Genomic DNA, 21,719 nt, shown 5'->3' with positions numbered 1-21,719 from the left:
ACAATAGTACGGAGAGTTTCAGTATTTCAACAAAAACCGTCACCATTCGTCATCGGTGTGGTTGTGATGAACTGCTGACTGACAAATGGTTTAAAACGTGATCAATCTAACACCTTGCTGATTGACCGTAAAGAAAGATGCGCTACATACAAGTGTAGCACCCTTTAATACGTGTAAATTCTTCACTACGTTTGCGACAACCCGTAAACGCATGAAAGGCTAAAAAGGATGGCCGCGACCCTTAACCCCACAAAACTAACATCCCTAAGGCAACAATGTTAGGATGGTTAGTGGTCGACTATGACGGTAACAAGCATGTTAGACAAAGTTTTAAGAATTGCCACAAGGCAAAGCCCGCTTGCGCTATGGCAGGCACATTATGTAAAAGAGCGTCTCGAGTCCTGTCATCCGGGGCTTTCCGTTGAACTGGTGCCGATGGTCACCCGCGGCGACGTGATCCTTGATACACCCCTTGCAAAAGTGGGTGGTAAAGGTCTGTTTGTGAAAGAACTGGAGCTGGCCATGCTGGAAGGCCGCGCCGATATCGCCGTCCATTCAATGAAAGACGTGCCGGTGGAGTTTCCTGCAGGTCTGGGGCTGGTCACCATTTGCGAACGTGAAGATCCGCGCGATGCGTTTGTCTCGAACCACTACGCTTCGATTGCTGAACTGCCGCACGGTAGCGTCGTTGGCACGTCAAGTTTACGCCGTCAATGCCAGCTGGCTGCGGAGCGGCCGGATCTGGTGATCCGCTCCCTTCGCGGCAACGTTGGCACGCGTCTGGGTAAACTCGATAACGGCGAGTATGACGCCATCATTCTCGCGGCAGCGGGGCTAAAGCGCCTGAAGCTGGAATCACGTATTCGTCAACCGCTGGCGCCGGAGCAATCTCTGCCCGCCGTCGGTCAGGGCGCAGTAGGCATCGAATGTCGTCTTGACGACGAGTGGACCAAAGCTTTACTGGCTCCGTTGAACCATACGGAAACGGCTATACGGGTACGTGCCGAAAGGGCAATGAACACCCGTCTTGAGGGCGGTTGTCAGGTGCCTATCGGTAGCTACGCCGAGCTGATCGACGGTGAAATATGGCTGCGGGCATTAGTCGGCGCGCCGGATGGCTCAAAGCTCGTTCGCGGCGAGCGGCGTGGCCGTCCGGAAGATGCCGAAAAGCTCGGCGTTTCCCTTGCCGAAGAACTTCTGGATAACGGTGCCCGCGATATTCTCGCCGCCGTCTACGCGGGAGAAGCGCCTCGATGAGCATTCTGGTTACCCGTCCGCTGCCGCAAGGCGAAGAGCTGGTCAGTCGCCTGCGCGCGCTGGGACGCGTAGCCTGGAGCTTTCCGCTTATTGAATTTACCCCAGGCACCCAGCTCCCTGAGCTGGGCGGCCAGTTGGCAAGCCTTGCGGCGGGTGATTTACTCTTCGCGCTATCGCAGCACGCCGTTGAGTTTGCCCACTCTCGCCTCCAGCAGCAAAGGCTACGCTGGCCTTTTGCGCCCGATTATTTTGCTATCGGTCGCACCACCGCGCTGGCCCTGCATAAAGTCAGCAGTCGTGATGTTCGCTATCCATTAGATCGGGAAATCAGCGAAGTCTTGCTACAATTACCTGAATTACAAAACATTGCGGGGAAAAAGGCGCTCATCCTGCGCGGCAACGGTGGGCGGGAATTACTTGGTGACACGCTTCGCGAACGCGGTGCCGATGTCACTTTTTGTGAATGTTATCAACGTAGTGCAAAGCACTATGATGGCGCAGAAGAAGCAATGCGCTGGCAGTCTCGCGGGGTTTCGACGCTGGTCATTACCAGCGGTGAAATGCTGCAGCAGCTCTGGACGTTAATACCGCAGTGGTATCGCGAACGTTGGCTCCTGAGCTGTCGCATTTTAGTTGTCAGTGAACGTCTGGCCGAGCAGGCCAGGGAATTGGGCTGGCAGGATATCCAGGTTGCCGATAGCGCCGACAACGATGCGCTGCTACGCGCATTACAATAACTCTCAACATTGGAAGCCATAATGACGGAACAACAGAATCAATCCGCCGTGGTTGAAGAGACCAGGGAGGCCGTGGACACAACGCCACAGCCAGAAAACAACGTAGAAAAGAAAAACGGCGGCAGTAAAACCAGTCTCGCTCTGAGCGCGATAGCCATCGCTATCGCCCTCGCCGCTGGGGTAGGTCTTTATGGGCTGACAAAGACGCAAACGGCTCGCCAGAACGAAACCAGCGCCGGGCTCTCCAGCCAAATCGCCGCGCTGCAAAAAGCACAGGAAAGCCAGAAAAGCGAACTCGAAGGCATCATTAAGCAGCAGACCGACCAGCTGGCGGAAGCGCAGCGTCAGCAGGATTCGCTGGCGAAAAAGCTGGAAGAAGTGCAGGAAAAAGTAGCGGTCATCTCCGGCGGTGATGCAAAAACCTGGCTGCTCGCACAAGCTGATTTCCTGGTGAAACTGGCCGGACGTAAGCTGTGGAGCGATCAGGATGTAACGACCGCCGCCGCGCTGCTAAAGAGCGCTGATGCCAGCCTGGCCGATATGAACGACCCAAGCCTGATCGGCGCCCGTCGCGCCATCACCGATGATATCGCCTCGCTTTCCGCCGTGAGTCAGGTTGATTATGACGGCATCATTCTGAAAGTGAACCAGCTCGCCAACCAGATCGATAATTTACGTCTGGCGGACAATAACGACGATGACACCCCGATGGATTCCGATAGCGATGAGCTATCCAGCTCTATTCGCGAGTGGCGGGTAAACCTGCAAAAAAGCTGGCAGAACTTTATGGACAGCTTTATTACCGTCCGTCGTCGTGACGAAACCGCCGTGCCGCTGCTGGCACCAAACCAGGACGTCTATCTGCGCGAAAATATTCGCTCCCGTCTGCTCGTCGCCGCGCAGGCCGTGCCGCGCCATCAGGAAGAAACCTACAAACAGGCGTTGGATAACGTCTCAACCTGGGTTCGCGCCTATTACGACACTGAAGACGCCACGACTAAAGCCTTCCTTGAGGATGTGGACAAGCTCAGCCAGCAAAGCATCACCATGAACGTACCGGAAAGCCTGCAAAGCCAGGCGCTGCTGGAGAAGCTGATGCAGACACGGGTACGTAATCTGATGGCGCAGCCGGCTGAAGCACAGGCCAATACCCCTGCACCTGCACCTGCACCTGCACCTGCACCTGCACCTGCACCTGCACCTGCACCTGCACCTGCACCTGCAGACCATGCGCCACAAGGAGAATAACGCATGTTGAAAATTCTCTTACTTTTCGCGCTGCTGATTGCCGGGATCGTTGTCGGGCCGATGATCGCGGGTCATCAGGGCTACGTCCTGATCCAGACCGATAACTACAATATTGAAACCAGCGTTACCGGGTTAGCGATCATCATGATCCTCACCATGGTGGTGCTGTTTGCTATTGAGTGGCTGCTGCGGCGCATTTTCCGTACCGGCGCGCATACCCGCGGCTGGTTCGTGGGCCGCAAGCGTCGTCGTGCTCGTAAGCAAACCGAGCAGGCGCTGCTGAAGCTGGCGGAAGGTGATTATCAGCAGGTTGAGAAGCTGATGGCGAAAAATGCCGATCACGCGGAGCAGCCGGTGGTTAACTATCTTTTGGCCGCTGAAGCAGCCCAGCAGCGTGGGGATGAAGCCCGCGCCAACCAGCATCTGGAGCGCGCAACCGAATTAGCCGGCGACGATCTGATTCCTGTCGAGATAACCCGCGTGCGCCTGCAGCTGGCGCGTAATGAAAATCATGCCGCCCGCCACGGTATCGACAGGCTACTGGAAATCACCCCGCGCCATCCGGAAGTACTCCGTCTCGCCGAGCAAGCCTACATTCGTACCGGTGCCTGGAATTCGCTGCTGGATATCATTCCATCCATGGCGAAAGCCAACGTCAGCGATGAAGAGCATCGCGCGGAACTGGAACAGCTGGCGTGGATTGGTCTGATGGATAAAGCGCTGGCCGACGGCGGTAGTGAAGGTTTGCGTGACTGGTGGAAAAGCCAGAATCGTAAAACCCGCGGTCAGGTGGCGTTACAGGTGGCAATGGCTAATCGCCTTATCGAAAGCGACGATCATGATACCGCGCAGCAGATTATTATCGATGGTCTGAAAAAACACTACGACGATCGGCTGGTCATGCCGATTCCACGGCTGAAAACCAATAATCCGGAACAGCTTGAGAAAGCGCTGCGCCAGCAGCTTAAAACGGTCGGCGACCGCCCTCTGCTGTGGAGCACGCTGGGGCAATCGCTCATGCGCCACGGCGAGTGGCAGGAAGCCAGCATCGCGTTCCGTGCCGCGCTCAAGCAGCGCCCGGATGCATTTGACTACGCGTGGCTGGCCGATACGCTCGATCGCCTGCATCAGCCGGAAGAAGCGGCGACGATGCGTCGCGATGGCCTGCTGTTAACCCTACAAAATAATCCACAGCAATAACCACATTCTCGCCTCCGCCGGGGGCGAGAATGTCTCTTCCTTTCCCGCCTGAACGCTTACCGCTCCCTGAAAAGAAAAAAACGCCTGCTCTGAAACCAGGGCAGGCGTTAAAACAGGTCTGTTTGACAACAATTGGGTGCTTCACTCAACGTAGTGTCCATGGTGTTTGATGAGGCTATATGCTTCATCCTTCACGCTGTCTCTTCGTTGGCTGCACACGCTCACCCCAGTCACTTACCTTTGTAAGCTCCTGTGGATTCCCGTGCTGGCCGTCTCGACACATCATGAATGATTTAGCATATAAAATACGACATCTGTCAGTGGACGATAAGCACCGTAAAACGGCTCTGCATCATTCCTGAGTTTATGAGGCACTAAGGCGAACATAAGAGATGGAATGAGCATCTACCCGTTTATTATCGCACAGGATCTGCAGAAGATGCATCTATCTGAACAATGAATTGGGATTATTCTGGACAATAAATCGCGTCAGGGATAACGAAATATTTTCCGCGATATCAGGAAGATAAAAGATTTTTTTGCAGAATGAGAAAACAAAAAACCCCGCCGAAGCGGGGTTCAAAATTGGTCGGCGAGAGAGGATTCGAACCTCCGACCCACTGGTCCCAAACCAGTTGCGCTACCAAGCTGCGCTACTCGCCGATGTACTGCTTTTTTTGAATTTTTAGTTCAATTCTTTATAAAGTCGTGGTGCGAGGGGGGGGACTTGAACCCCCACGTCCGTAAGAACACTAACACCTGAAGCTAGCGCGTCTACCAATTCCGCCACCTTCGCAATATCACAACTTTCTAAATAATGGGGTGGCTAATGGGATTCGAACCCACGACAACTGGAATCACAATCCAGGGCTCTACCAACTGAGCTATAGCCACCACTACAAATCTTTTACGCGGTATTGAAACCACCGCAGCTCCAGCACCGGGTAAATGGTGCGCCCGACAGGATTCGAACCTGAGACCTCTGCCTCCGGAGGGCAGCGCTCTATCCAGCTGAGCTACGGGCGCTTAGCGCCGTTGCGGGGTCGGATAATACGGACTTCCTACCCCGCTGTCTAGTGCCTTTTTAAAGAAAATTATCGTTTGCTCATGCTTTGTGCGTTTTGTCGCTTATTACGCCACATTATCCACGTTTCCGCGTCGACCAAGGCCAAATACCTTATAAATAAGCGTCACAGCGGCGAGGAAAATAATCCCGACAAAGAGCGACATACGCGTATCGTCATTAAATCCCATCCCTACCAGCACACAAACCAGGAACGCCATAGTCAAATAGTTCGCCCACGGAAACAGCAGCGAACGGAACGGATGGCTGGCCATCGCTTCTTTATGCACAAGACGAAAACGCAGCTGGCTGATCAGAATCACAAACCACGGCACCATACCCGGCAGCACGCTGGCGCTGTAGACGTAGACAAATACCCGCTGTGGATTAGGAATAATGTAGTTCAGGCACGAGCCAACCAACAGAATCAGAATCGAGAGGGCCACGCCTGCTGATGGTACGCCGTTGCGCGAGACTTTGGCGATTGCCGCAGGGAGCTGGCGGTTTCTTGCCAGCGCGTAAAGCATACGCCCGCAGCTGTACATCCCGCTGTTACAGCCGGAAAGCGCCGCCGTCAGCACCACAAAGTTGATAATGCCAGCCGCCGCGGTGATGCCGATTTTAGCGAAGGTCAGAACAAACGGACTGCCGTTGGAGCCAATCTGATCCCAGGGGAAAATAGTGACGATAACGAAAATCGCTCCCACGTAGAAAATCAGGATTCGCCACAGCACTTTACCGACCGCGCTGCGCAGTGTGACCTGCGGGTTTTTCGCTTCACCGGCGGTAATACCGATAAGCTCTACGCCCTGATAGGAGGCGACGACAATACACAGCGCCGTAAGGAAGCCCTTCCAGCCGCCAGCGAAAAAGCCACCGTGCTCGGTCAGATTGCCAAAGCCGATGGAGTGCCCGCCGTTGCCAAAACCAAAGAAAATAACGCCCAGCCCGACCACTATCATGACGATAATGGTGGTGACTTTGATCATCGCAAACCAGAACTCAATTTCGCCATACAGCCGTACCGCAGCCAGGTTCGCCAGCGCCACCAGCCCGACAGCAATCAACGCCGGTATCCATTGCGCCATATCCGGGAACCAGAACTGTACATAGACCCCGATAGCCGTAATCTCCGATATCCCGACCGCCATCCACATAAACCAGTAGGACCATGCCGTGAGATAGCCAAAAAACGGGCTCATATAGCGATGTGCATACACGGCGAACGAGCCGGTTACCGGTTCGAGGAACAGCATTTCGCCCATCGAACGCATGATAAAGAAGACAAAGAGCCCCGCGATAATATACGCCAGCAGAACCGAGGGGCCGGCCCACTTCAGCGTACTGGCCGCGCCCATAAACAATCCCACACCAATCGTGCCGCCAAGAGCAATTAGCTCAATGTGCCGCGCCTCCAGTCCCCGCTGAAGTTCCGCTTTTTTCTCAGTCATATAGCCTCTTGTGTTTGCCCTGCTCCGGGTTTAAACGCATCCCAACCAGGATGTGTATATACCGGTTATTTTTATGAATGAACCAATGGAATAGCCCTGCCTGCGCGACGGTAAAATAGCCCGCCGCGCCTTAAGCATGCGAATGGTTAATGAATTTCAGGAAAATGGCAAATAAAGTATCAGGCGAGTAAATACATTACATAGAATGTCCGGGTAAACCCGCCCGTTCTCAGTGGAAAATCAAAGCTTATCGGTGTAATACCAACGTAAATAGCGCAGCAAACGCGCCTGCCTTTTTATGCGGCTTGGCTGCGAAACCAGGCGATAAAACCACTCCAGGCCAAGGTCCTGCCAGAACTTCGGCGCCCGCTGAACGTGGCCGGTAAAGACGTCATAGGTTCCACCAACGCCCATGTATAGAGCGTGTGGATAAACTTTCCGGCAATCGCGCATCAGGATCTCCTGACGCGGCGACCCCATTGCCACGGTGACGATTTTCGCTCCACTAGCGCGAATACGCTCAAACAGCGCCTGACGCTGGTCAGCGGCGAAATAGCCGTCCTGACTACCGACAATATTCACGTCCCAGCGCTGCCGAAGCTGCCGTTCGGTCTGCGCCAGTACGTCGGGCTTGCCGCCGATCAGAAATACCGGCGTTCCCTGAGCGCCAGCACGCGCCATCAGAGCCTCCCATAAATCCGCTCCGGCAACGCGGGACACCTGCGCCTGAGGATATTTTTTACGTAATGAGCGCACCACGCTGATGCCGTCAGCATATTTAAACTCTGCGGCTTCAATCAGCGCCCGAACCTCGGGGTTGTCTTCTACCGCCAGCATCTTCTCTGCATTAATCGCCACCAGCGTACCCGTGCGGATCTCGCCATCGGCATACAGATAATCCAGAGCGTGCTGCATATCGCGCCAACCAATGAGTTGCAGCCCTCTCAGCAGGTACAACGGCGCGGATGTAGTCTCAGTCATGTACACCCTTATCAGACTTGAGGTTGCGTCAGCGGTTTAGCCCGCTTGTGAATCAGCCCCACGCTATCCAGTAGCCAGTACAGCAACTTTGCCGCCAGAAGACAGAGCCCAAAGATAACGAGGAAAAAAACCACGCGAGAGCCAAATGAATCCAGCCCTTCACGCGCCAGCACGATCATGTTGAAGATAGCGCCAAAACAGAAACTATGCAGGATCGCCGCTTTATAGCGGTTCGTCTCCCGATTACCCAGTTCGTACAGCCAGTCAAACCATTTAATAATCAGCCCAACCGCCACCGCGCCGAGCGGGACGAACCAGACGCCGCCCATCACCACCAGCGAGCCAATCAGGGTCGGCGAAATCGCCAGTCCAGAATGATTATTCAGCACTTCCCAGGTGAAATAGTTAGCGGCATTAAGCACCATTGTCGGCCGACCGTGCCACAACCAGCTGGGGATGAAAACGTAGAAATCCCGGACGATTGGCGCCAGCCCCTGGAACTCAATCTTGTCGTAGTTTTGTAACAGCAGGGCCAGGTTTTCCCACGGCGAGAAGGTATCGCGGGTCAGATAGAGGAACGTATAAAACGCCTCGTCGCCGCTGACGTTCATGCCGTAGCGTTTGAGCGCCAGCCAGAACATACCGACGATACCCAGCACGCCCGCCGCCGCCAGCATCCACAGGCTGATCCGACCGCGAATAATGCCGATAAACAGGAAGATGGCAAACGCAATGATAATATTCGCCCGGGTACCGCCAACGATGGCGTAAGTCAGGAGACCAAACGCAACGGTGCTGACGAGGAAGAATATCCACGCCTTATAGTCCTGACGCAGGAAATAGACCACCAGCATTGCCGGGATGAAAAAGTAGAAGAAGCGCTTTAGCGCCACGCCGGAGACTTCGCTGGAGAAAATCTGACTATAGGAGTTGAGCTTGAATAACAGGAAGCCGTTATGCGCAAAGAAGATACCGACGCTAAGCAACGCCAGCCCCAGCAAAATGCCCCATGCCAGATGAGTCTCCACGCGATTCATCGTAAACAGAGGACGATGCTGATTATCCCGGCCCGCCGGGCGCAGCCGCGTTTTATAGGTGACGTAGTAGACCGCATAAAAACAGACGGACACCAACAGCGTCTGCAGCAGGATTTCCGGCGGGGCGACCGCCACGTCAAAGCGGAACACCAGAATACTGGTCAGCGGGAAGCCGAAGAAAAAAGTCAGCAGAAACAATAACGAGAAAAAGACGTTGAAGTTGAAACGCACACGACGAAATTCAAAGTAAGTGGCGGTAGCGATAAATAGCGTCGACAGCAGCCAGACCAGCAGCAGCCCGCTAAATTGCATTAATGTCATGCGTCCACCCCCGCGGCAATCCGTAACGCTCGTCGCCATCCCGTCAGGTAATTCGGACGAAAGAAGGCTATCTGATTCTTGTCCACGCCAGCAAGCTGACGCTGTGCTTCACGCACCACGGCCGCGTCCAGCGCATCGCTGGTAAAGAGTACCGGAATATGCTGCTCCGACATATCCTGCCAGAAGGGGTTCTCCCGGTTCAGAACGCAGGGGATCCCCGCCTGAATCAGCAGACACAGCGTGCCGATACCCTGCTGACGGGCAAACAGGAAATAGCCAAGATCGCAACGACGCAGCAGGGCCAGATAGTCATCAAACGCCAGCTTATCGCCCAGGACCTGAAGATGCTGCGGGCTGAACAGCGCCGCACCAGCCTCGCGAACTTCATCGATATAGTCACTATTGTTGGCCGGATAGCCCATCGGCACGACAACGTTGACCGTATCGCCGAACTGCTGATGAATCGCACGCAGCGCGGCGATGTGCTCATTGCTACGGTCGCCGGAATTCCCCACCAGAATAGTCAGCGTATCGCCGCGCGGCGCGCTTTCTGCCAGCGAATTTAGCGCTGGATCCATACGAGTCGGGAAATAGAGCAGCTCGCCCGGTACACCTGAATGACGGGCGGAGAACCAGCTCAAATCGCCGCGGGTAGCAAACACGCGCCCCACCCGCCCCTGCGCCATGCGCCGCAGCGGATAGAACAGCCGGAACTTCAGGCTGGCGGAATTCTCATACAGGTCCGCGCCCCAGATATGCCAGTTAAACTGCGCCGGTCGGATCCCGCCGCTGAGCAGCGCCAGCCACAGGCCGGTATTGAACTGACCGTGAAAGAAAAAGCGCTGCTGCCGGTTCGCTTTTGCCAGCGCGATAACCGCCTGCGCCAGCGACTTTTTCCCCGGATAACAGCTGATAGATAACGCGGGATAGGCTTCACGAACTCCTGTCGCATCACCGACGACCATAAATATGCGGGCCTGCTCGTCATCAACGGCAAGCTCATCATTGAAGAACCGCAGAACGGTCTGGTTGTGGTGTGGGATATCCGATCCCAGTACATGTATCAGTGCTGTCATGCCCGTTTACGCCAAATTAAAAACACGCCGCTACAAAGAGCGAAATAAACAATATACGTAGCCATATACGCCTGCGCCGCGCCGATCGCGCCGTGCGCCGGTATCAACCAGTGCGAGAATGCGGTCAGTAGCGTGAACTGGCTGATTTCCGTCAGAATATAAAAACGCAGTGAGGCTTTAGCGATCACCAGATAGCCATAAACATAGGCTCCGACCTTCAGCACGTCGCCCACCAGCTGCCAGGCAAACAGGTCGCGCATCGCCGTAAAACGCTCGGAAAAAAGCAGCCAGATAGCGAAATCGCGCAGCAGCCACACGGTTAAGCTCGCTGCCGCCACCGCCGGGAGGACAAATTTTAACGATTTGCCAATTTCGCGGGTGATATCCGCTTTGTTAGTCAGGCGAGAAAGCGTAGGCAGCAGATACACGCTAAACGAAGCGGTAATAAACTGCAAATAGGCGTCGGAGATGCTGCTCACACCTTGCCAGATCCCCACCTCATCCCAACCATAATGCGCAGCCAGCAGGTTACGCATCATCACGTAAGCAACTGGCAACGTCACCGAGGTAATCAGCGCCATTAAGGTAAATTTCGACAGCTGCCCCGCCAGACCATTGTCCCAGCGCGGACGCAGCGCGCTCAGCGGAATATTGCCGCGTCGCCACAGTACCATCGCCGCCGGAACCACCACCAGCGCGGGCACCAGCGCCAGACCAAGTAATGCTCCCTGATAACCGCCGAAACGGTAGCAGGCATAGTACGCCGCCACGCCAATCAGGCTCCCGGCGATAAGCGACAACGCATTGCCTGCCGCATCGCGAAAGCCTTTCATCAACGCCAGCAGGAAGTTTGCCCAGGCGATCCCCATTTGTACCAGTGCCACCAGCCGTACCAGGTTCTGGTAATGCTGATGACCGAACAGCCCCTGGCTTATCGGCGCCGCCGCCAGCAGGAATATCAGCGCCAGCAGGGTAGAGAAACCCAGCACCATCGCTGAAGCGGTACCGACAACGTTGTGCAACTGCCGGCGATCGTCATGGTGCTGGGCCACCAGCTTAGTGACGCCGTTAAATATTCCGGCCCCCGCCAGCACGCCAAGCACGGTCACCAGCTGGCGGAAGTTTCCCGCCTGCCCTACGCCTGCCGGGCCGAACGACACCGCCAGCAGTTTCACCACCAGCAGACCGGCGCCGATTTTGACCAGCGTGGACGCCGCGGTCCACAGAGAAGCTTTAGCCAGCGACATATCAGGAGAAATAGCTCAGCAGCGAGTTAATCACCGTGCGCTGGTTTACGCTCGACAGGTTATAGAATAACGGTAGACGCAGCAGGCGCTCGCTCTCCTGGGTGGTGTAGCGGTCCGTCCCGTGGAATACGCCGAAGTTCTCCCCGGCCGGGCAGCTATGCAGCGGGATATAGTGGAACACCGCCAGAATCTCCGCCTCTTTCAGCCAGGCTATCAGCTTGCTGCGATCGTCAATATCGCGCAGCTTGATGTAGAACATATGTGCGTTGTGTCCGCAGTCGTCAGGAATCGCGGGCAATTCGACACGCCCGGCACGCGCCAGCGGCAGCAGGGCATCGTAGTAGTTCTGCCACAGCGCCAGGCGCTGCTGGTTAATCCGCTCAGCCGCTTCCAGCTGCGCCCACAGGTAGGCCGCCTGTAAATCGGACATCAGATAGCTGGAGCCGATATCCCGCCAGGTATATTTGTCCACCAGACCACGGAAAAACTGGCTACGGTTGGTGCCTTTTTCACGAATGATCTCCGCGCGCTCGACCAGCTTGCGATCGTTAATCAGCGTCGCACCGCCTTCACCGCCAGCGGTGTAGTTTTTGGTTTCATGGAAGCTGAAGCAGCCAATATGGCCGATAGTTCCCAGCGCCCGGCCTTTATAGGTCGACATCACGCCCTGCGCGGCATCCTCGACCACAAACAGATTATGTTTGTTGGCGATAGCCATAATGGTGTCCATCTCGCAGGCCACGCCGGCATAATGAACCGGCACAATCGCGCGGGTTTTGTCGGTGATTGCCGCCTCAATCAGCGTTTCATCGATATTCATAGTGTCGCGACGAATATCAACGAAGACGATTTTCGCACCGCGCAGCACAAAGGCGTTAGCGGTAGAAACAAAGGTGTAGCTCGGCATAATCACTTCATCGCCCGGCTGAATATCCAGCAGCAGCGCCGCCATTTCCAGAGACGCGGTGCAGGATGGCGTCAGCAGCGCTTTCGCGGTGCCGAAACGTTGTTCCATCCACTGCTGGCAACGACGGGTAAAACCACCATCGCCGCACAGCTTGCCGCTACCCATCGCGGACTGCATATAATCAAGTTCGGTTCCCACCACCGGCGGCGCGTTAAATGGAATCATCATGTCACCTGTATAACCAGTACGCGGTGCTTTCGACATTCGCACCGCTAAGAATGTAACGTTTAAGCGCGGCGGTATTGCCCATCTGGGTCGCCACGCGCAGTATCGTCAGCCCACGCAGCGCCGCCCAGCGCTGCGCCGCATGCATTAATTCCGCTCCGGCGCCGCGCCCGGCCAGCAGGCCGATTCTTGCCTCATGCTCATTGAGCTGGCGCAGGGAGACAAACGCGCGGATATCGCCGCCAGGGGCGCGAAACACCAGACACTGATGATCGAAGGTTCCGCGTACAGCATTTTCTATCCACTGGGCATAGAAACGACCGCTGGCGTCGGCCGCGTACCAGGGCGCGCGGAAACGGCTCTGCGCAAAAGCCTGCGCCGCCAGTTCGCGCAGCCGGGGAATATCCATCTCCGTCGCTGGCCCGGCGCCGATATCACCAGTAGCCGCAGGCGAAAGCGCGAGATCCACTTCACCCTCTACCAGCCGGAAGCCTAATGCCTGTAGCGCATCCAGACGTGCGGTATCGTCCGCCGCGACTTTCGCCTGTACCCGCGACCAGTTCGCCAGCGCATCCACCGTCAGCGGCGGCGCATCATCGCCAAAGCGCAGGATGGCGCTATTGACGCCAAAGAAGCGGTTTTCCCACTGCAGGGGCTCAATACTGGCGCGGACGGGCACGGAGTAAATCCAGTAAGTATTGGCCGTAGCCAGTTTTTTCCAGCCGTTTCGCCGCGCGCTTCACGCCGTCGTCGTCCAGCCAGCCGTTACGCCAGGCTATCTCTTCCAGGCAGGCAATCTTAAATCCCTGCCGCTTTTCCACCGTCTGCACAAACATGCTGGCCTCGATCAGGCTATCGTGCGTGCCGGTATCCAGCCAGGCAAAACCGCGGCCCAGCAGCTCAACCGTTAGCGCGCCATCATCGAGATACATTTGATTGATGGAGGTGATCTCCAGCTCGCCGCGCGCCGAGGGTTTAACCCGTTTCGCGTACTCCGCCACTTTACCGTCGTAGAAATAGAGGCCGGTTACCGCCCAGTTGGATTTGGGCTGCTTTGGCTTCTCCTCCAGCGAAATCGCGCGGAAATCGTCATCAAACTCCACCACGCCAAAGCGCTCCGGGTCCATCACCTGATAGCCGAATACCGTCGCTCCGGTCGTGCGGGCCGCGACGCTGCGCAGCTTCGGGCTAAAGCCCTGGCCGAAAAAGATATTGTCACCGAGCACCAGACATGAGGGCTCACCGTTGAGAAACGCCTCGCCGATGATAAAAGCCTGCGCCAGCCCATCCGGGCTTGGTTGTGCAGCGTAGCTTAGCTGTACGCCGAACTCCGAGCCATCGCCAAGCAGGCGCTGGAAATCACGCTGGTCATCCGGGGTGGTGATGATCAGCACTTCGCGAATCCCGGCCAGCATCAGCACCGAGAGCGGATAGTAGATCATCGGCTTATCGTAGATGGGTAGCAGCTGTTTTGAGACGCCGCGCGTGATCGGATGCAGGCGGGTACCCGATCCGCCAGCCAGAATAATACCTTTCATTTTTCCCCCTCAGACGCTCAGGCCTGCAGACCCAGGCGTTCACCCTGATAACTGCCGTCCAGCACCTGCTGCCACCAGGCTTCATTGGCCAGGTACCACACAACGGTTTTGCGCATCCCGCTGGTGAACGTTTCAGCCGGCGTCCAGCCCAGCTCACGCGCTATTTTCGCCGCATCAATGGCGTAGCGCAGGTCGTGGCCGGGACGATCGGTAACAAAGGTGATGAGATCGCGATAGCGCGCCAGGCCATCCGGTTTGCACGGCGCCAGTTCTTCCAGCAGATCGCAAATGGTTTCCACCACCTCGATATTCTTCCGCTCGTTATGGCCGCCGATGTTGTAAGTTTCGCCCGGCTCACCGCTCGTTGCCACCCGATAGAGCGCTCTGGCGTGATCTTCAACGTATAGCCAGTCGCGAATCTGCTGTCCGTTGCCATAAACCGGAAGGGATTTGCCCGCCAGCGCGTTCAGGATAGTCAGCGGGATCAGTTTTTCCGGGAAATGATACGGTCCGTAGTTATTCGAGCAATTGGTGACCAGGGTCGGCAGGCCGTAGGTTCTCTGCCAGGCACGCACCAGATGATCGCTGCTGGCCTTGGAGGCCGAATAGGGGCTGCTGGGCGCATAGGGCGTGGTTTCGGTGAAAAATGCGCCGCTGTCGTGCAGATCACCGTAGACCTCATCCGTTGAGATGTGGTGGAAACGAAAGGCGTCTTTTTTATCGCTCGCCAGCGTATTCCACCAGGCCCGAGCCGCTTCCAGCAGCGTATAAGTGCCGACAATGTTGGTTTCGATAAACGCCGCCGGGCCGTCAATAGAGCGGTCGACGTGGCTTTCGGCAGCCAGATGCATCACGATATCGGGCCGGTAGTGACGGAAGACCCGGTCGAGTTCGGCGCGATCGCAGATATCCACTTGCTCAAAGGCAAAACGCGGATCTTCAGCGATCGGCGCCAGCGACATCAGGTTTCCGGCGTAGGTCAGCTTATCCACCACCACCACGTTATCGCTGGTTGCGGTGATGATTTCGCGCACCACCGCCGAACCGATAAACCCGGCGCCGCCAGTGACCAGAATCGTTCTCACCGCCAGACCCCTTTGGTATCGACGATAAACTGCTGGCTGACGCTGTCACCGCTCATCGCTTTAAATTCTTTATGATCGACCAGCATCACCAGCACATCGGCGCTCGCCAGCGCGTCGTCCAGAGATGCCAGAGTGCACAGGCCATCAAGTTTTTTCGGCAGCTGATGAATATTTGGTTCAACGACCAGGGTCTCGCCGCCATGCCAGCGGGCGATTTGCGCGGCAATAGCCATCGCAGGGCTTTCACGCAGGTCATCAATATTCGGCTTAAACGCAAGGCCAAAGCAGGCGATTTTCAGCTCGCTGGCGCGTTTATCACTGGCCGCAAGGCAATCAGCGACCTGCGTTTTAACCTGCTCAATAACCCATTCAGGCTTATGGTCGTTTACTTCACGCGCGGTGCGGATAAGCCGCGCCTGCTGCGGGTTTTGCGCCACGATAAACCACGGGTCTACGGCGATACAGTGGCCGCCAACGCCCGGGCCTGGCTGGAGAATATTGACGCGCGGATGACGATTCGCCAGGCGAATCAATTCCCAGACGTTAATCCCCTGATCGGCGCAAATAAGTGAAAGTTCATTGGCAAAAGCGATATTAACGTCGCGGAAGCTATTTTCCGTCAGCTTGCACATTTCGGCAGTGCGCGAGTTGGTCACCACGCATTCGCCTTCGAGAAAGATTTTATACAGCTCGCTGGCGCGGGCTGAGCAAACCGGCGACATGCCGCCGATCACGCGGTCGTTTTTAATCAACTCAACCATCACCTGCCCTGGCAAAACGCGCTCAGGACAGTAGGCGATATTAACGTCTGCGGCTTCACCGGCCTGCTGCGGAAAGCTCAGGTCAGGGCGCATTTCCGCCAGCCAGCCCGCCATCTGCTCGGTGGCGCCAACCGGCGAGGTGGACTCAAGAATAACCAGCGAGCCTTTCTTCAGCGTCGGCGCAATGGATTTAGCCGCCGATTCGACAAAAATCATATCCGGCTCATGCCGATCTTTAAACGGCGTCGGCACCGCAATAAGATAGGCATCGGCCTCAACCGGCGCAGTAGTCGCGCTCAGGTAGCCCTGCTCGACCGCCGTTTTGACGACGCTCGCCAGATCCGGCTCCACGATATGAATTTCACCACGGTTAATGGTCTCCACGGCGTGTTGATTGATATCAACGCCGACCACCCGCTTTTGCCGGGAGGCGAACGCGGCAGCGGTTGGCAGGCCAATATATCCAAGGCCAATCACTGAAATGGTAGAAAAATTCATAGCGTTACCTGATTATTTTTAAGTGCAGACAAAATACGATGACACGCTTGTCCATCGCCGTACGGATTATGCGCCCGGCTCATAGCCTGATACGCAGACTCATCATGCAGCAAGCGCGTGACTTCATTGACGATGCGCTGGCTATCGGTTCCGACCAGGCATACGGTTCCCGCGCTGACCGCTTCCGGACGCTCGGTCATTTCGCGCATCACCAGCACCGGCTTACCGAGCGATGGCGCCTCTTCCTGGATACCGCCGGAATCGGTCAGGATCAACCACGCGCGATTCATCAGCCAGACAAACGGCAAATAATCCTGCGGTTCAATCAGTATGACGTTATCAATATGGCCGAGAATACGGTTTACCGGCTCGCTGACGTTCGGGTTCAGATGTACCGGATAGACAATTTGAACGTCCGGATTGTTAGCGGCGATCTCCGCCAACGCCTGGCAAATTTGCTCAAAGCCGCGGCCAAAGCTTTCCCGACGATGCCCGGTGACCAGAATCATCTTCTTGCTGCTGACGAGGAACGGGTAGCGCTGGGTCAGTTCGTTGCGCAGGGCCTCATCGCTCAACACCCGATCGCGCACCCAGAACAGCGCATCGATAACCGTATTGCCGGTCACCGTGATGCGCTTGTCGTCAATGTTTTCCCGCAGCAGGTTCTGCCGCGAAGTTTCCGTCGGCGCAAAATGGTACGCTGCCAGATGCCCGGTCAACGTCCGGTTCCCCTCTTCCGGCCACGGCGAGCTCAAATCGCCCGTACGCAGTCCGGCTTCCACATGCCCTACCGGAATGCGCTGATAGAACGCAGCCAGGCTTGCCGCCATTGTCGTGGTGGTATCGCCATGCACCAGCACCACATCTGGCTTGAACGACTCCAGAACCGGCTTTAACCCCTCAAGGATGCGACAGGTAATCTCCGTCAACCCCTGACCCGGCTGCATGATGTTAAGGTCGTAGTCCGGAACAATAGAAAAAAGTTTCAACACCTGATCGAGCATCTCCCGATGCTGCGCGGTCACGCAAACTTTCGCCTCAAAATGAGGATCCTTTGCCAGCGCATGAACCAGAGGAGCCATCTTGATAGCTTCTGGTCTCGTGCCAAATACCGTTAGTACTTTCACATCGATTCTCTTCGATTAGGTGATAAAGGCTACATGTCCTTCACCACAGGCTGCATTCACTGGACACGGCGACGCGATAATGCAACGCCTGCGCCGATGAGCGCGCCCACAATCCCCCACATCACCATCAGAAACATGCGGCGCGGGCTATCGCGTTTTACCGGTTCTTCAGGCGTTCGCAAATACCTGTAAGTCTGAAAACGTGGGTCCAGGGTTGGACCAACGTTCAATGTCGTTAACATGGCGCGGCTTTGGTCATAATCAATATCGTACTGCGGCCCTACCGCCTGCAGGTTTTCCAGCCGGGCCTGCAGCATCGGCCGCCCCAGTAAAAACAGTTCAGAATCAGGAAGTTGATCTGGAGGAATATCGGTTTCGCTGCGGGAAATGTTGTGCTGCTGCGCGACCTTCAGCGCCTGCTCCACGCTATTCATGCGGCGATTAAAAATCTCGCGCGCCACCTCTTCCTGACGCTTCACCTGGGCTTTCATCTGTACGGTACGCGCGGCCCAGGCGCCTTTGAGCTCATCGTTCAGATGCCCCGCTGCGCGCTGGCTGGCGAAAGCCACGTACTGGCGCAGCAGATTATTGGCATCCGGAGCGGTTTCCGCGGTCAGTTTCACGCTGTCGTTAACGCTTTTTAACGCATCGCCGGGCATAAACTGGATATCGTTAATCAGATCGTCAAGCAGAGCGGCATCGGCGCGAGCGTTACCCGACTGGCGCTGTTTGTAGTAGTCCGTTTGCAGCCAGAAGTCGCGGCGGGTATCCCATGACGCCTGCTGCATGATGAACTCTTTATATGCTTCGTCCATTACCGAAGGTTGATCGACCGAGACAAGATTGGCCTTGATATCAAGATTGCGTAAGAACTGCTGTTGCGAATAGTACCCCCCCAGCATGTTTACCGTTGGCCGGTCGGTAATTGCCGTCGCGCTCCACTCCTGGCGAGCAAAAAAGGTATAAACCAGAACAATCAGTGCAAAGAGCACTGCGATACCTGCTATCCAGCTTTTTCCAGCCCATAAGGCGCGAAACAGCCCGCGAATATCCAGCTCATTCTCAACGTTCACTGCTTGTGCTCCCGGTAATGGTTGAGTCATCACGTCCCCAGATTTACTTGGTTAATTTGGATTATTGCCGCTGTGTCGCCGTATTCTGCGTCTGATGCGCTTAACCATGCGCGCCACTTTCCAGGCGCGTTTAATGCAGTAGCCATAAAGGAAAAAGGCTAACAAAAAGAGTATTAACATCACCCATTCAGGAACAATACGGGTGTATTCCGCCACTACGCCAACCAACGCCAGAAGGGCGGCGGCCAGAGTAATCAGTACGAACGCCTGACGGGAAGTGAACCCGGCACGCATGATCAGATGATGAATGTGCTGACGGTCCGGGGAGAAAGGACTCATCCCTTTACGCAGGCGGCGGTACATAATCGCCACCATATCCATCAGCGGGATCGCAATAATCCATAGCGCAGTCACTGGGCTAATGGGGTGCGTTTTGCCCTGGGTAGTTTCCAGCAGGATCCAGATAATCGTGAAGCCAATCATGGTGCTGCCCGCGTCGCCCATAAAGACTTTATAGCGACGGCCAAGGGCACCGAGATTAAGTAAAATATAGGGCAAAATGGCGGCAATCATCGCAAAACACCACATTGCCAGGCTGTACTGGCCATCAAACCACAGAATGATGCCCGTTGCCGCGAAAGAGACCGAAGACAGGCCACCAAGCAGACCATCGATACCATCAACCATATTGAAGGCATTGATCGCGGCCCAAACGGCGAAAAGGGTGAGGAAGAAGCCAAAGGGGCCGAGCACCAGCTCCCATGAGCCGAATATAAAGCCCAGGCTACTGAGATGAAGATTACCCACCATCATCATAATGACGGCGATGGCGGCCTGAATAACCGCACGAATTTTTACGCTGATATCAAAGCGGTCATCCAGTGCGCCGACCAGCACAAGTACCCCGGCACAGCCCAGATATAACTTTGCATGAGGAATGTAATAATCGGCGATGGCAAACGTAAAACAAATACCTGCGAAAACTGAAATACCACCGACTAACGGAATCAAACCCTGATGCCGTTTGCGATAGTTCGGCTTATCCACCAGTCCAACTCTTTTTGCCGCCTTGCGCGCGACAAATATAAACAGAGTGGTGAATAAGAAAATACTGATTAATTCAGTAATAGCAGTGAGTAAATTCACAACGCATGTGCTCTCAGCATAGTTAATCCGGGAAGTATAACGACGATGCCTCAACTCCAGAAGGGGCAAAGCAGAACATTACAAATTTATTGTAGAAATTTTAGACCCTTAAAGCAGTCTCTGCCTGCCGTCCTGCTGCGCGCAGCATACGTTAACACCCATTTTGTTTTCCCTTGCTGGATCATACAAACCCGGAAAACAAAACGCCACGCAATAGCGTGGCGTTTTCTGGCTTTTTTAACTTATGAGCGCTTCATCATGTCGAAGAAGTCATCGTTAGTTTTAGTCATCGCCAGTTTATTGATGAGGAATTCCATCGCGTCGATTTCACCCATCGGGTGAATAATTTTACGCAGGATCCACATCTTCTGCAGCTCTTCCTGAGTGGTGAGCAGCTCTTCTTTACGAGTACCGGAACGGTTGTAGTCGATAGCCGGGAAGACGCGTTTTTCTGCAATCTTACGAGAGAGGTGCAGCTCCATGTTACCGGTGCCTTTAAACTCTTCGTAGATAACTTCGTCCATCTTAGAACCGGTATCGATCAGGGCCGTCGCGATGATGGTCAGGCTACCGCCCTCTTCCACGTTACGTGCGGCACCGAAGAAACGCTTCGGACGGTGCAGGGCGTTAGCGTCCACACCACCGGTCAACACTTTACCGGAAGCCGGGACCACGGTGTTGTAAGCACGCGCCAGACGGGTGATGGAGTCGAGCAGAATGATAACGTCTTTCTTGTGTTCAACCAGACGTTTCGCCTTCTCGATAACCATTTCCGCAACCTGAACGTGGCGGGATGCTGGTTCGTCAAAGGTAGAAGCAACCACTTCACCTTTGACCAGACGCTGCATCTCGGTCACTTCTTCCGGACGTTCATCGATCAGCAGAACCATCAGCACGCAATCAGGATGGTTGTACGCAATGCTCTGTGCGATGTTCTGCAGCAGCATGGTTTTACCCGCTTTCGGCGGAGCAACAATCAGACCACGCTGGCCGCGACCGATCGGCGAGGCCAGATCCAGGACGCGAGCGGTTAAGTCTTCCGTTGAGCCATTACCGCGCTCCATACGCAGACGTGAATTTGCGTGCAGAGGGGTTAAGTTCTCGAACAGAATCTTGTTACGCGCGTTTTCCGGCTTGTCGTAGTTAACTTCGTTAACTTTCAACAGAGCAAAGTAACGCTCACCCTCTTTAGGAGGACGAATCTTACCGGAAATGGTGTCACCAGTGCGGAGGTTGAAACGGCGGATTTGGCTGGGAGATACGTAGATGTCGTCGGGACCGGCGAGGTAGGAGCTGTCTGCTGAACGGAGGAAACCAAATCCATCCTGCAGTATCTCCAGTACGCCATCGCCAAAGATATCCTCGCCACTCTTCGAATGCTGCTTGAGGATGGCAAAAATAATATCCTGCTTACGCATACGGGCCAGGTTTTCCAGCCCCATATTTTCGCCGAGAGTAATCAGCTCAGAAACCGGCGTATTCTTTAATTCGGTAAGATTCATAATGGTGTGGGTTCTTAAACTCGGGGTAATTCTCGAACTTAATGTTGTGAATGGTATGGCAGGAACATCCATGCCTGTTAACGGCCTTCATCTCGTGTCTGTACGTTGCCTGGTCACAGGAAAGAACGCAGAACTGAAACGACTAAACGGAATGAGTGATAAGCCCGGATTATAAGCCTCACGCGCATTTTTGCGGGACGCTTTGGGTAAAACAAGATTCAAACAAAGGTATGTTTAAA

Annotated in this window: 18 protein-coding genes and 4 tRNA genes; 4 read left to right on the top strand and 18 right to left on the bottom strand. The window is 55.2% G+C overall.

Annotated features, from left to right (window positions below; all coding sequences use genetic code 11):
• Window positions 1-315 precede the first annotated feature (315 nt).
• Genes hemC through hemY form a run of 4 tightly spaced genes read left to right on the top strand, consistent with a single transcriptional unit; the run spans window position 316 to window position 4,442 of the window.
• Entirely contained in the window at window positions 316-1,257 is a 942-nt protein-coding gene (hemC, locus tag GJ746_RS01005; protein WP_154678545.1) for a hydroxymethylbilane synthase, read from the top strand.
• Window positions 1,254-1,994, top strand: a complete 741-nt coding sequence (hemD, locus tag GJ746_RS01000) for a uroporphyrinogen-III synthase (RefSeq protein ID WP_154678544.1) — start codon at window positions 1,254-1,256, stop codon at window positions 1,992-1,994. The genes hemC and hemD overlap by 4 nt, the downstream gene beginning before the upstream one ends.
• Window positions 1,995-2,015: 21 nt before the next feature.
• Window positions 2,016-3,242 carry a uroporphyrinogen-III C-methyltransferase gene (gene hemX, locus GJ746_RS00995; RefSeq protein ID WP_154678543.1) on the top strand — a complete coding sequence of 409 codons (1,227 nt, stop codon included), beginning with the start codon at window positions 2,016-2,018 and terminating at the stop codon, window positions 3,240-3,242.
• 3 nt (window positions 3,243-3,245) lie between these two features.
• Complete coding sequence (gene hemY / locus GJ746_RS00990; RefSeq protein ID WP_154678542.1) at window positions 3,246-4,442, top strand: protoheme IX biogenesis protein HemY; 1,197 nt, start codon at window positions 3,246-3,248, stop codon at window positions 4,440-4,442.
• 586 nt (window positions 4,443-5,028) lie between these two features.
• On the opposite strand, the gene GJ746_RS00985 is transcribed toward hemY, so the two are convergent.
• From GJ746_RS00985 to rho, 18 genes are all read right to left on the bottom strand, one after another.
• Window positions 5,029-5,105 (bottom strand) — tRNA-Pro (locus GJ746_RS00985).
• A gap of 46 nt (window positions 5,106-5,151) precedes the next feature.
• Window positions 5,152-5,238: transfer RNA gene (locus GJ746_RS00980), tRNA-Leu, on the bottom strand.
• A gap of 22 nt (window positions 5,239-5,260) precedes the next feature.
• Window positions 5,261-5,336, bottom strand: a tRNA-His gene (locus GJ746_RS00975).
• Between the two features lie 55 nt (window positions 5,337-5,391).
• Window positions 5,392-5,468 (bottom strand) — tRNA-Arg (locus GJ746_RS00970).
• 105 nt (window positions 5,469-5,573) lie between these two features.
• Window positions 5,574-6,956, bottom strand: coding sequence for a bifunctional threonine/serine APC transporter ThrP (gene thrP, locus GJ746_RS00965; protein ID WP_154678541.1), 1,383 nt, complete (start codon window positions 6,954-6,956; stop codon window positions 5,574-5,576).
• A gap of 240 nt (window positions 6,957-7,196) precedes the next feature.
• Complete coding sequence (wecG, locus tag GJ746_RS00960) at window positions 7,197-7,937, bottom strand: lipopolysaccharide N-acetylmannosaminouronosyltransferase (RefSeq protein ID WP_154678540.1); 741 nt, start codon at window positions 7,935-7,937, stop codon at window positions 7,197-7,199.
• 11 nt (window positions 7,938-7,948) lie between these two features.
• Entirely contained in the window at window positions 7,949-9,295 is a 1,347-nt protein-coding gene (wzyE, locus tag GJ746_RS00955) for an ECA oligosaccharide polymerase (protein ID WP_154678539.1), read from the bottom strand.
• On the bottom strand, window positions 9,292-10,371 hold the full coding sequence (locus GJ746_RS00950) for a TDP-N-acetylfucosamine:lipid II N-acetylfucosaminyltransferase (RefSeq protein WP_154678538.1): 1,080 nt from the start codon (window positions 10,369-10,371) through the stop codon (window positions 9,292-9,294). Before GJ746_RS00950 ends, wzyE begins: the two co-directional genes overlap by 4 nt.
• Window positions 10,368-11,618 carry a lipid III flippase WzxE gene (gene wzxE, locus GJ746_RS00945; protein ID WP_154678537.1) on the bottom strand — a complete coding sequence of 417 codons (1,251 nt, stop codon included), beginning with the start codon at window positions 11,616-11,618 and terminating at the stop codon, window positions 10,368-10,370. Before wzxE ends, GJ746_RS00950 begins: the two co-directional genes overlap by 4 nt.
• A 1-nt stretch (window position 11,619) precedes the next feature.
• Window positions 11,620-12,750, bottom strand: coding sequence for a dTDP-4-amino-4,6-dideoxygalactose transaminase (gene rffA, locus GJ746_RS00940; protein WP_154682611.1), 1,131 nt, complete (start codon window positions 12,748-12,750; stop codon window positions 11,620-11,622).
• Between the two features lie 4 nt (window positions 12,751-12,754).
• The gene (gene rffC, locus GJ746_RS00935) at window positions 12,755-13,429 is read right to left on the bottom strand and encodes a dTDP-4-amino-4,6-dideoxy-D-galactose acyltransferase (RefSeq protein ID WP_154678536.1); all 675 of its coding nucleotides are present in this window, start codon (window positions 13,427-13,429) and stop codon (window positions 12,755-12,757) included.
• Window positions 13,407-14,288 (bottom strand): glucose-1-phosphate thymidylyltransferase RfbA, encoded by an 882-nt coding sequence (gene rfbA / locus GJ746_RS00930; RefSeq protein WP_154678535.1) that lies wholly within the window; start codon window positions 14,286-14,288, stop codon window positions 13,407-13,409. The genes rffC and rfbA overlap by 23 nt, the downstream gene beginning before the upstream one ends.
• Window positions 14,289-14,305: 17 nt before the next feature.
• A complete protein-coding gene (gene rffG, locus GJ746_RS00925) occupies window positions 14,306-15,373 on the bottom strand; it encodes a dTDP-glucose 4,6-dehydratase (RefSeq protein WP_154678534.1) in 1,068 nt (355 codons plus the stop codon).
• Window positions 15,370-16,632 carry a UDP-N-acetyl-D-mannosamine dehydrogenase gene (gene wecC, locus GJ746_RS00920; RefSeq protein WP_154678533.1) on the bottom strand — a complete coding sequence of 421 codons (1,263 nt, stop codon included), beginning with the start codon at window positions 16,630-16,632 and terminating at the stop codon, window positions 15,370-15,372. Before wecC ends, rffG begins: the two co-directional genes overlap by 4 nt.
• The gene (gene wecB / locus GJ746_RS00915) at window positions 16,629-17,759 is read right to left on the bottom strand and encodes a non-hydrolyzing UDP-N-acetylglucosamine 2-epimerase (RefSeq protein WP_154678532.1); all 1,131 of its coding nucleotides are present in this window, start codon (window positions 17,757-17,759) and stop codon (window positions 16,629-16,631) included. Before wecB ends, wecC begins: the two co-directional genes overlap by 4 nt.
• Window positions 17,760-17,815: 56 nt before the next feature.
• The gene (gene wzzE / locus GJ746_RS00910; protein WP_154678531.1) at window positions 17,816-18,862 is read right to left on the bottom strand and encodes an ECA polysaccharide chain length modulation protein; all 1,047 of its coding nucleotides are present in this window, start codon (window positions 18,860-18,862) and stop codon (window positions 17,816-17,818) included.
• Window positions 18,863-18,883: 21 nt separating this feature from the next.
• Window positions 18,884-19,978: a UDP-N-acetylglucosamine--undecaprenyl-phosphate N-acetylglucosaminephosphotransferase gene (gene wecA / locus GJ746_RS00905; protein WP_154678530.1), complete on the bottom strand. Its 1,095-nt coding sequence runs from the start codon at window positions 19,976-19,978 to the stop codon at window positions 18,884-18,886.
• A gap of 242 nt (window positions 19,979-20,220) precedes the next feature.
• Window positions 20,221-21,480, bottom strand: a complete 1,260-nt coding sequence (gene rho / locus GJ746_RS00900) for a transcription termination factor Rho (protein WP_002883293.1) — start codon at window positions 21,478-21,480, stop codon at window positions 20,221-20,223.
• Window positions 21,481-21,719: the final 239 nt, after the last annotated feature.

Source organism: Klebsiella oxytoca (assembly GCF_009707385.1).
GTDB classification, from domain to species: domain Bacteria; phylum Pseudomonadota; class Gammaproteobacteria; order Enterobacterales; family Enterobacteriaceae; genus Klebsiella; species Klebsiella oxytoca_C.
This window is presented reverse-complemented; position numbering and strand designations above follow the sequence as displayed.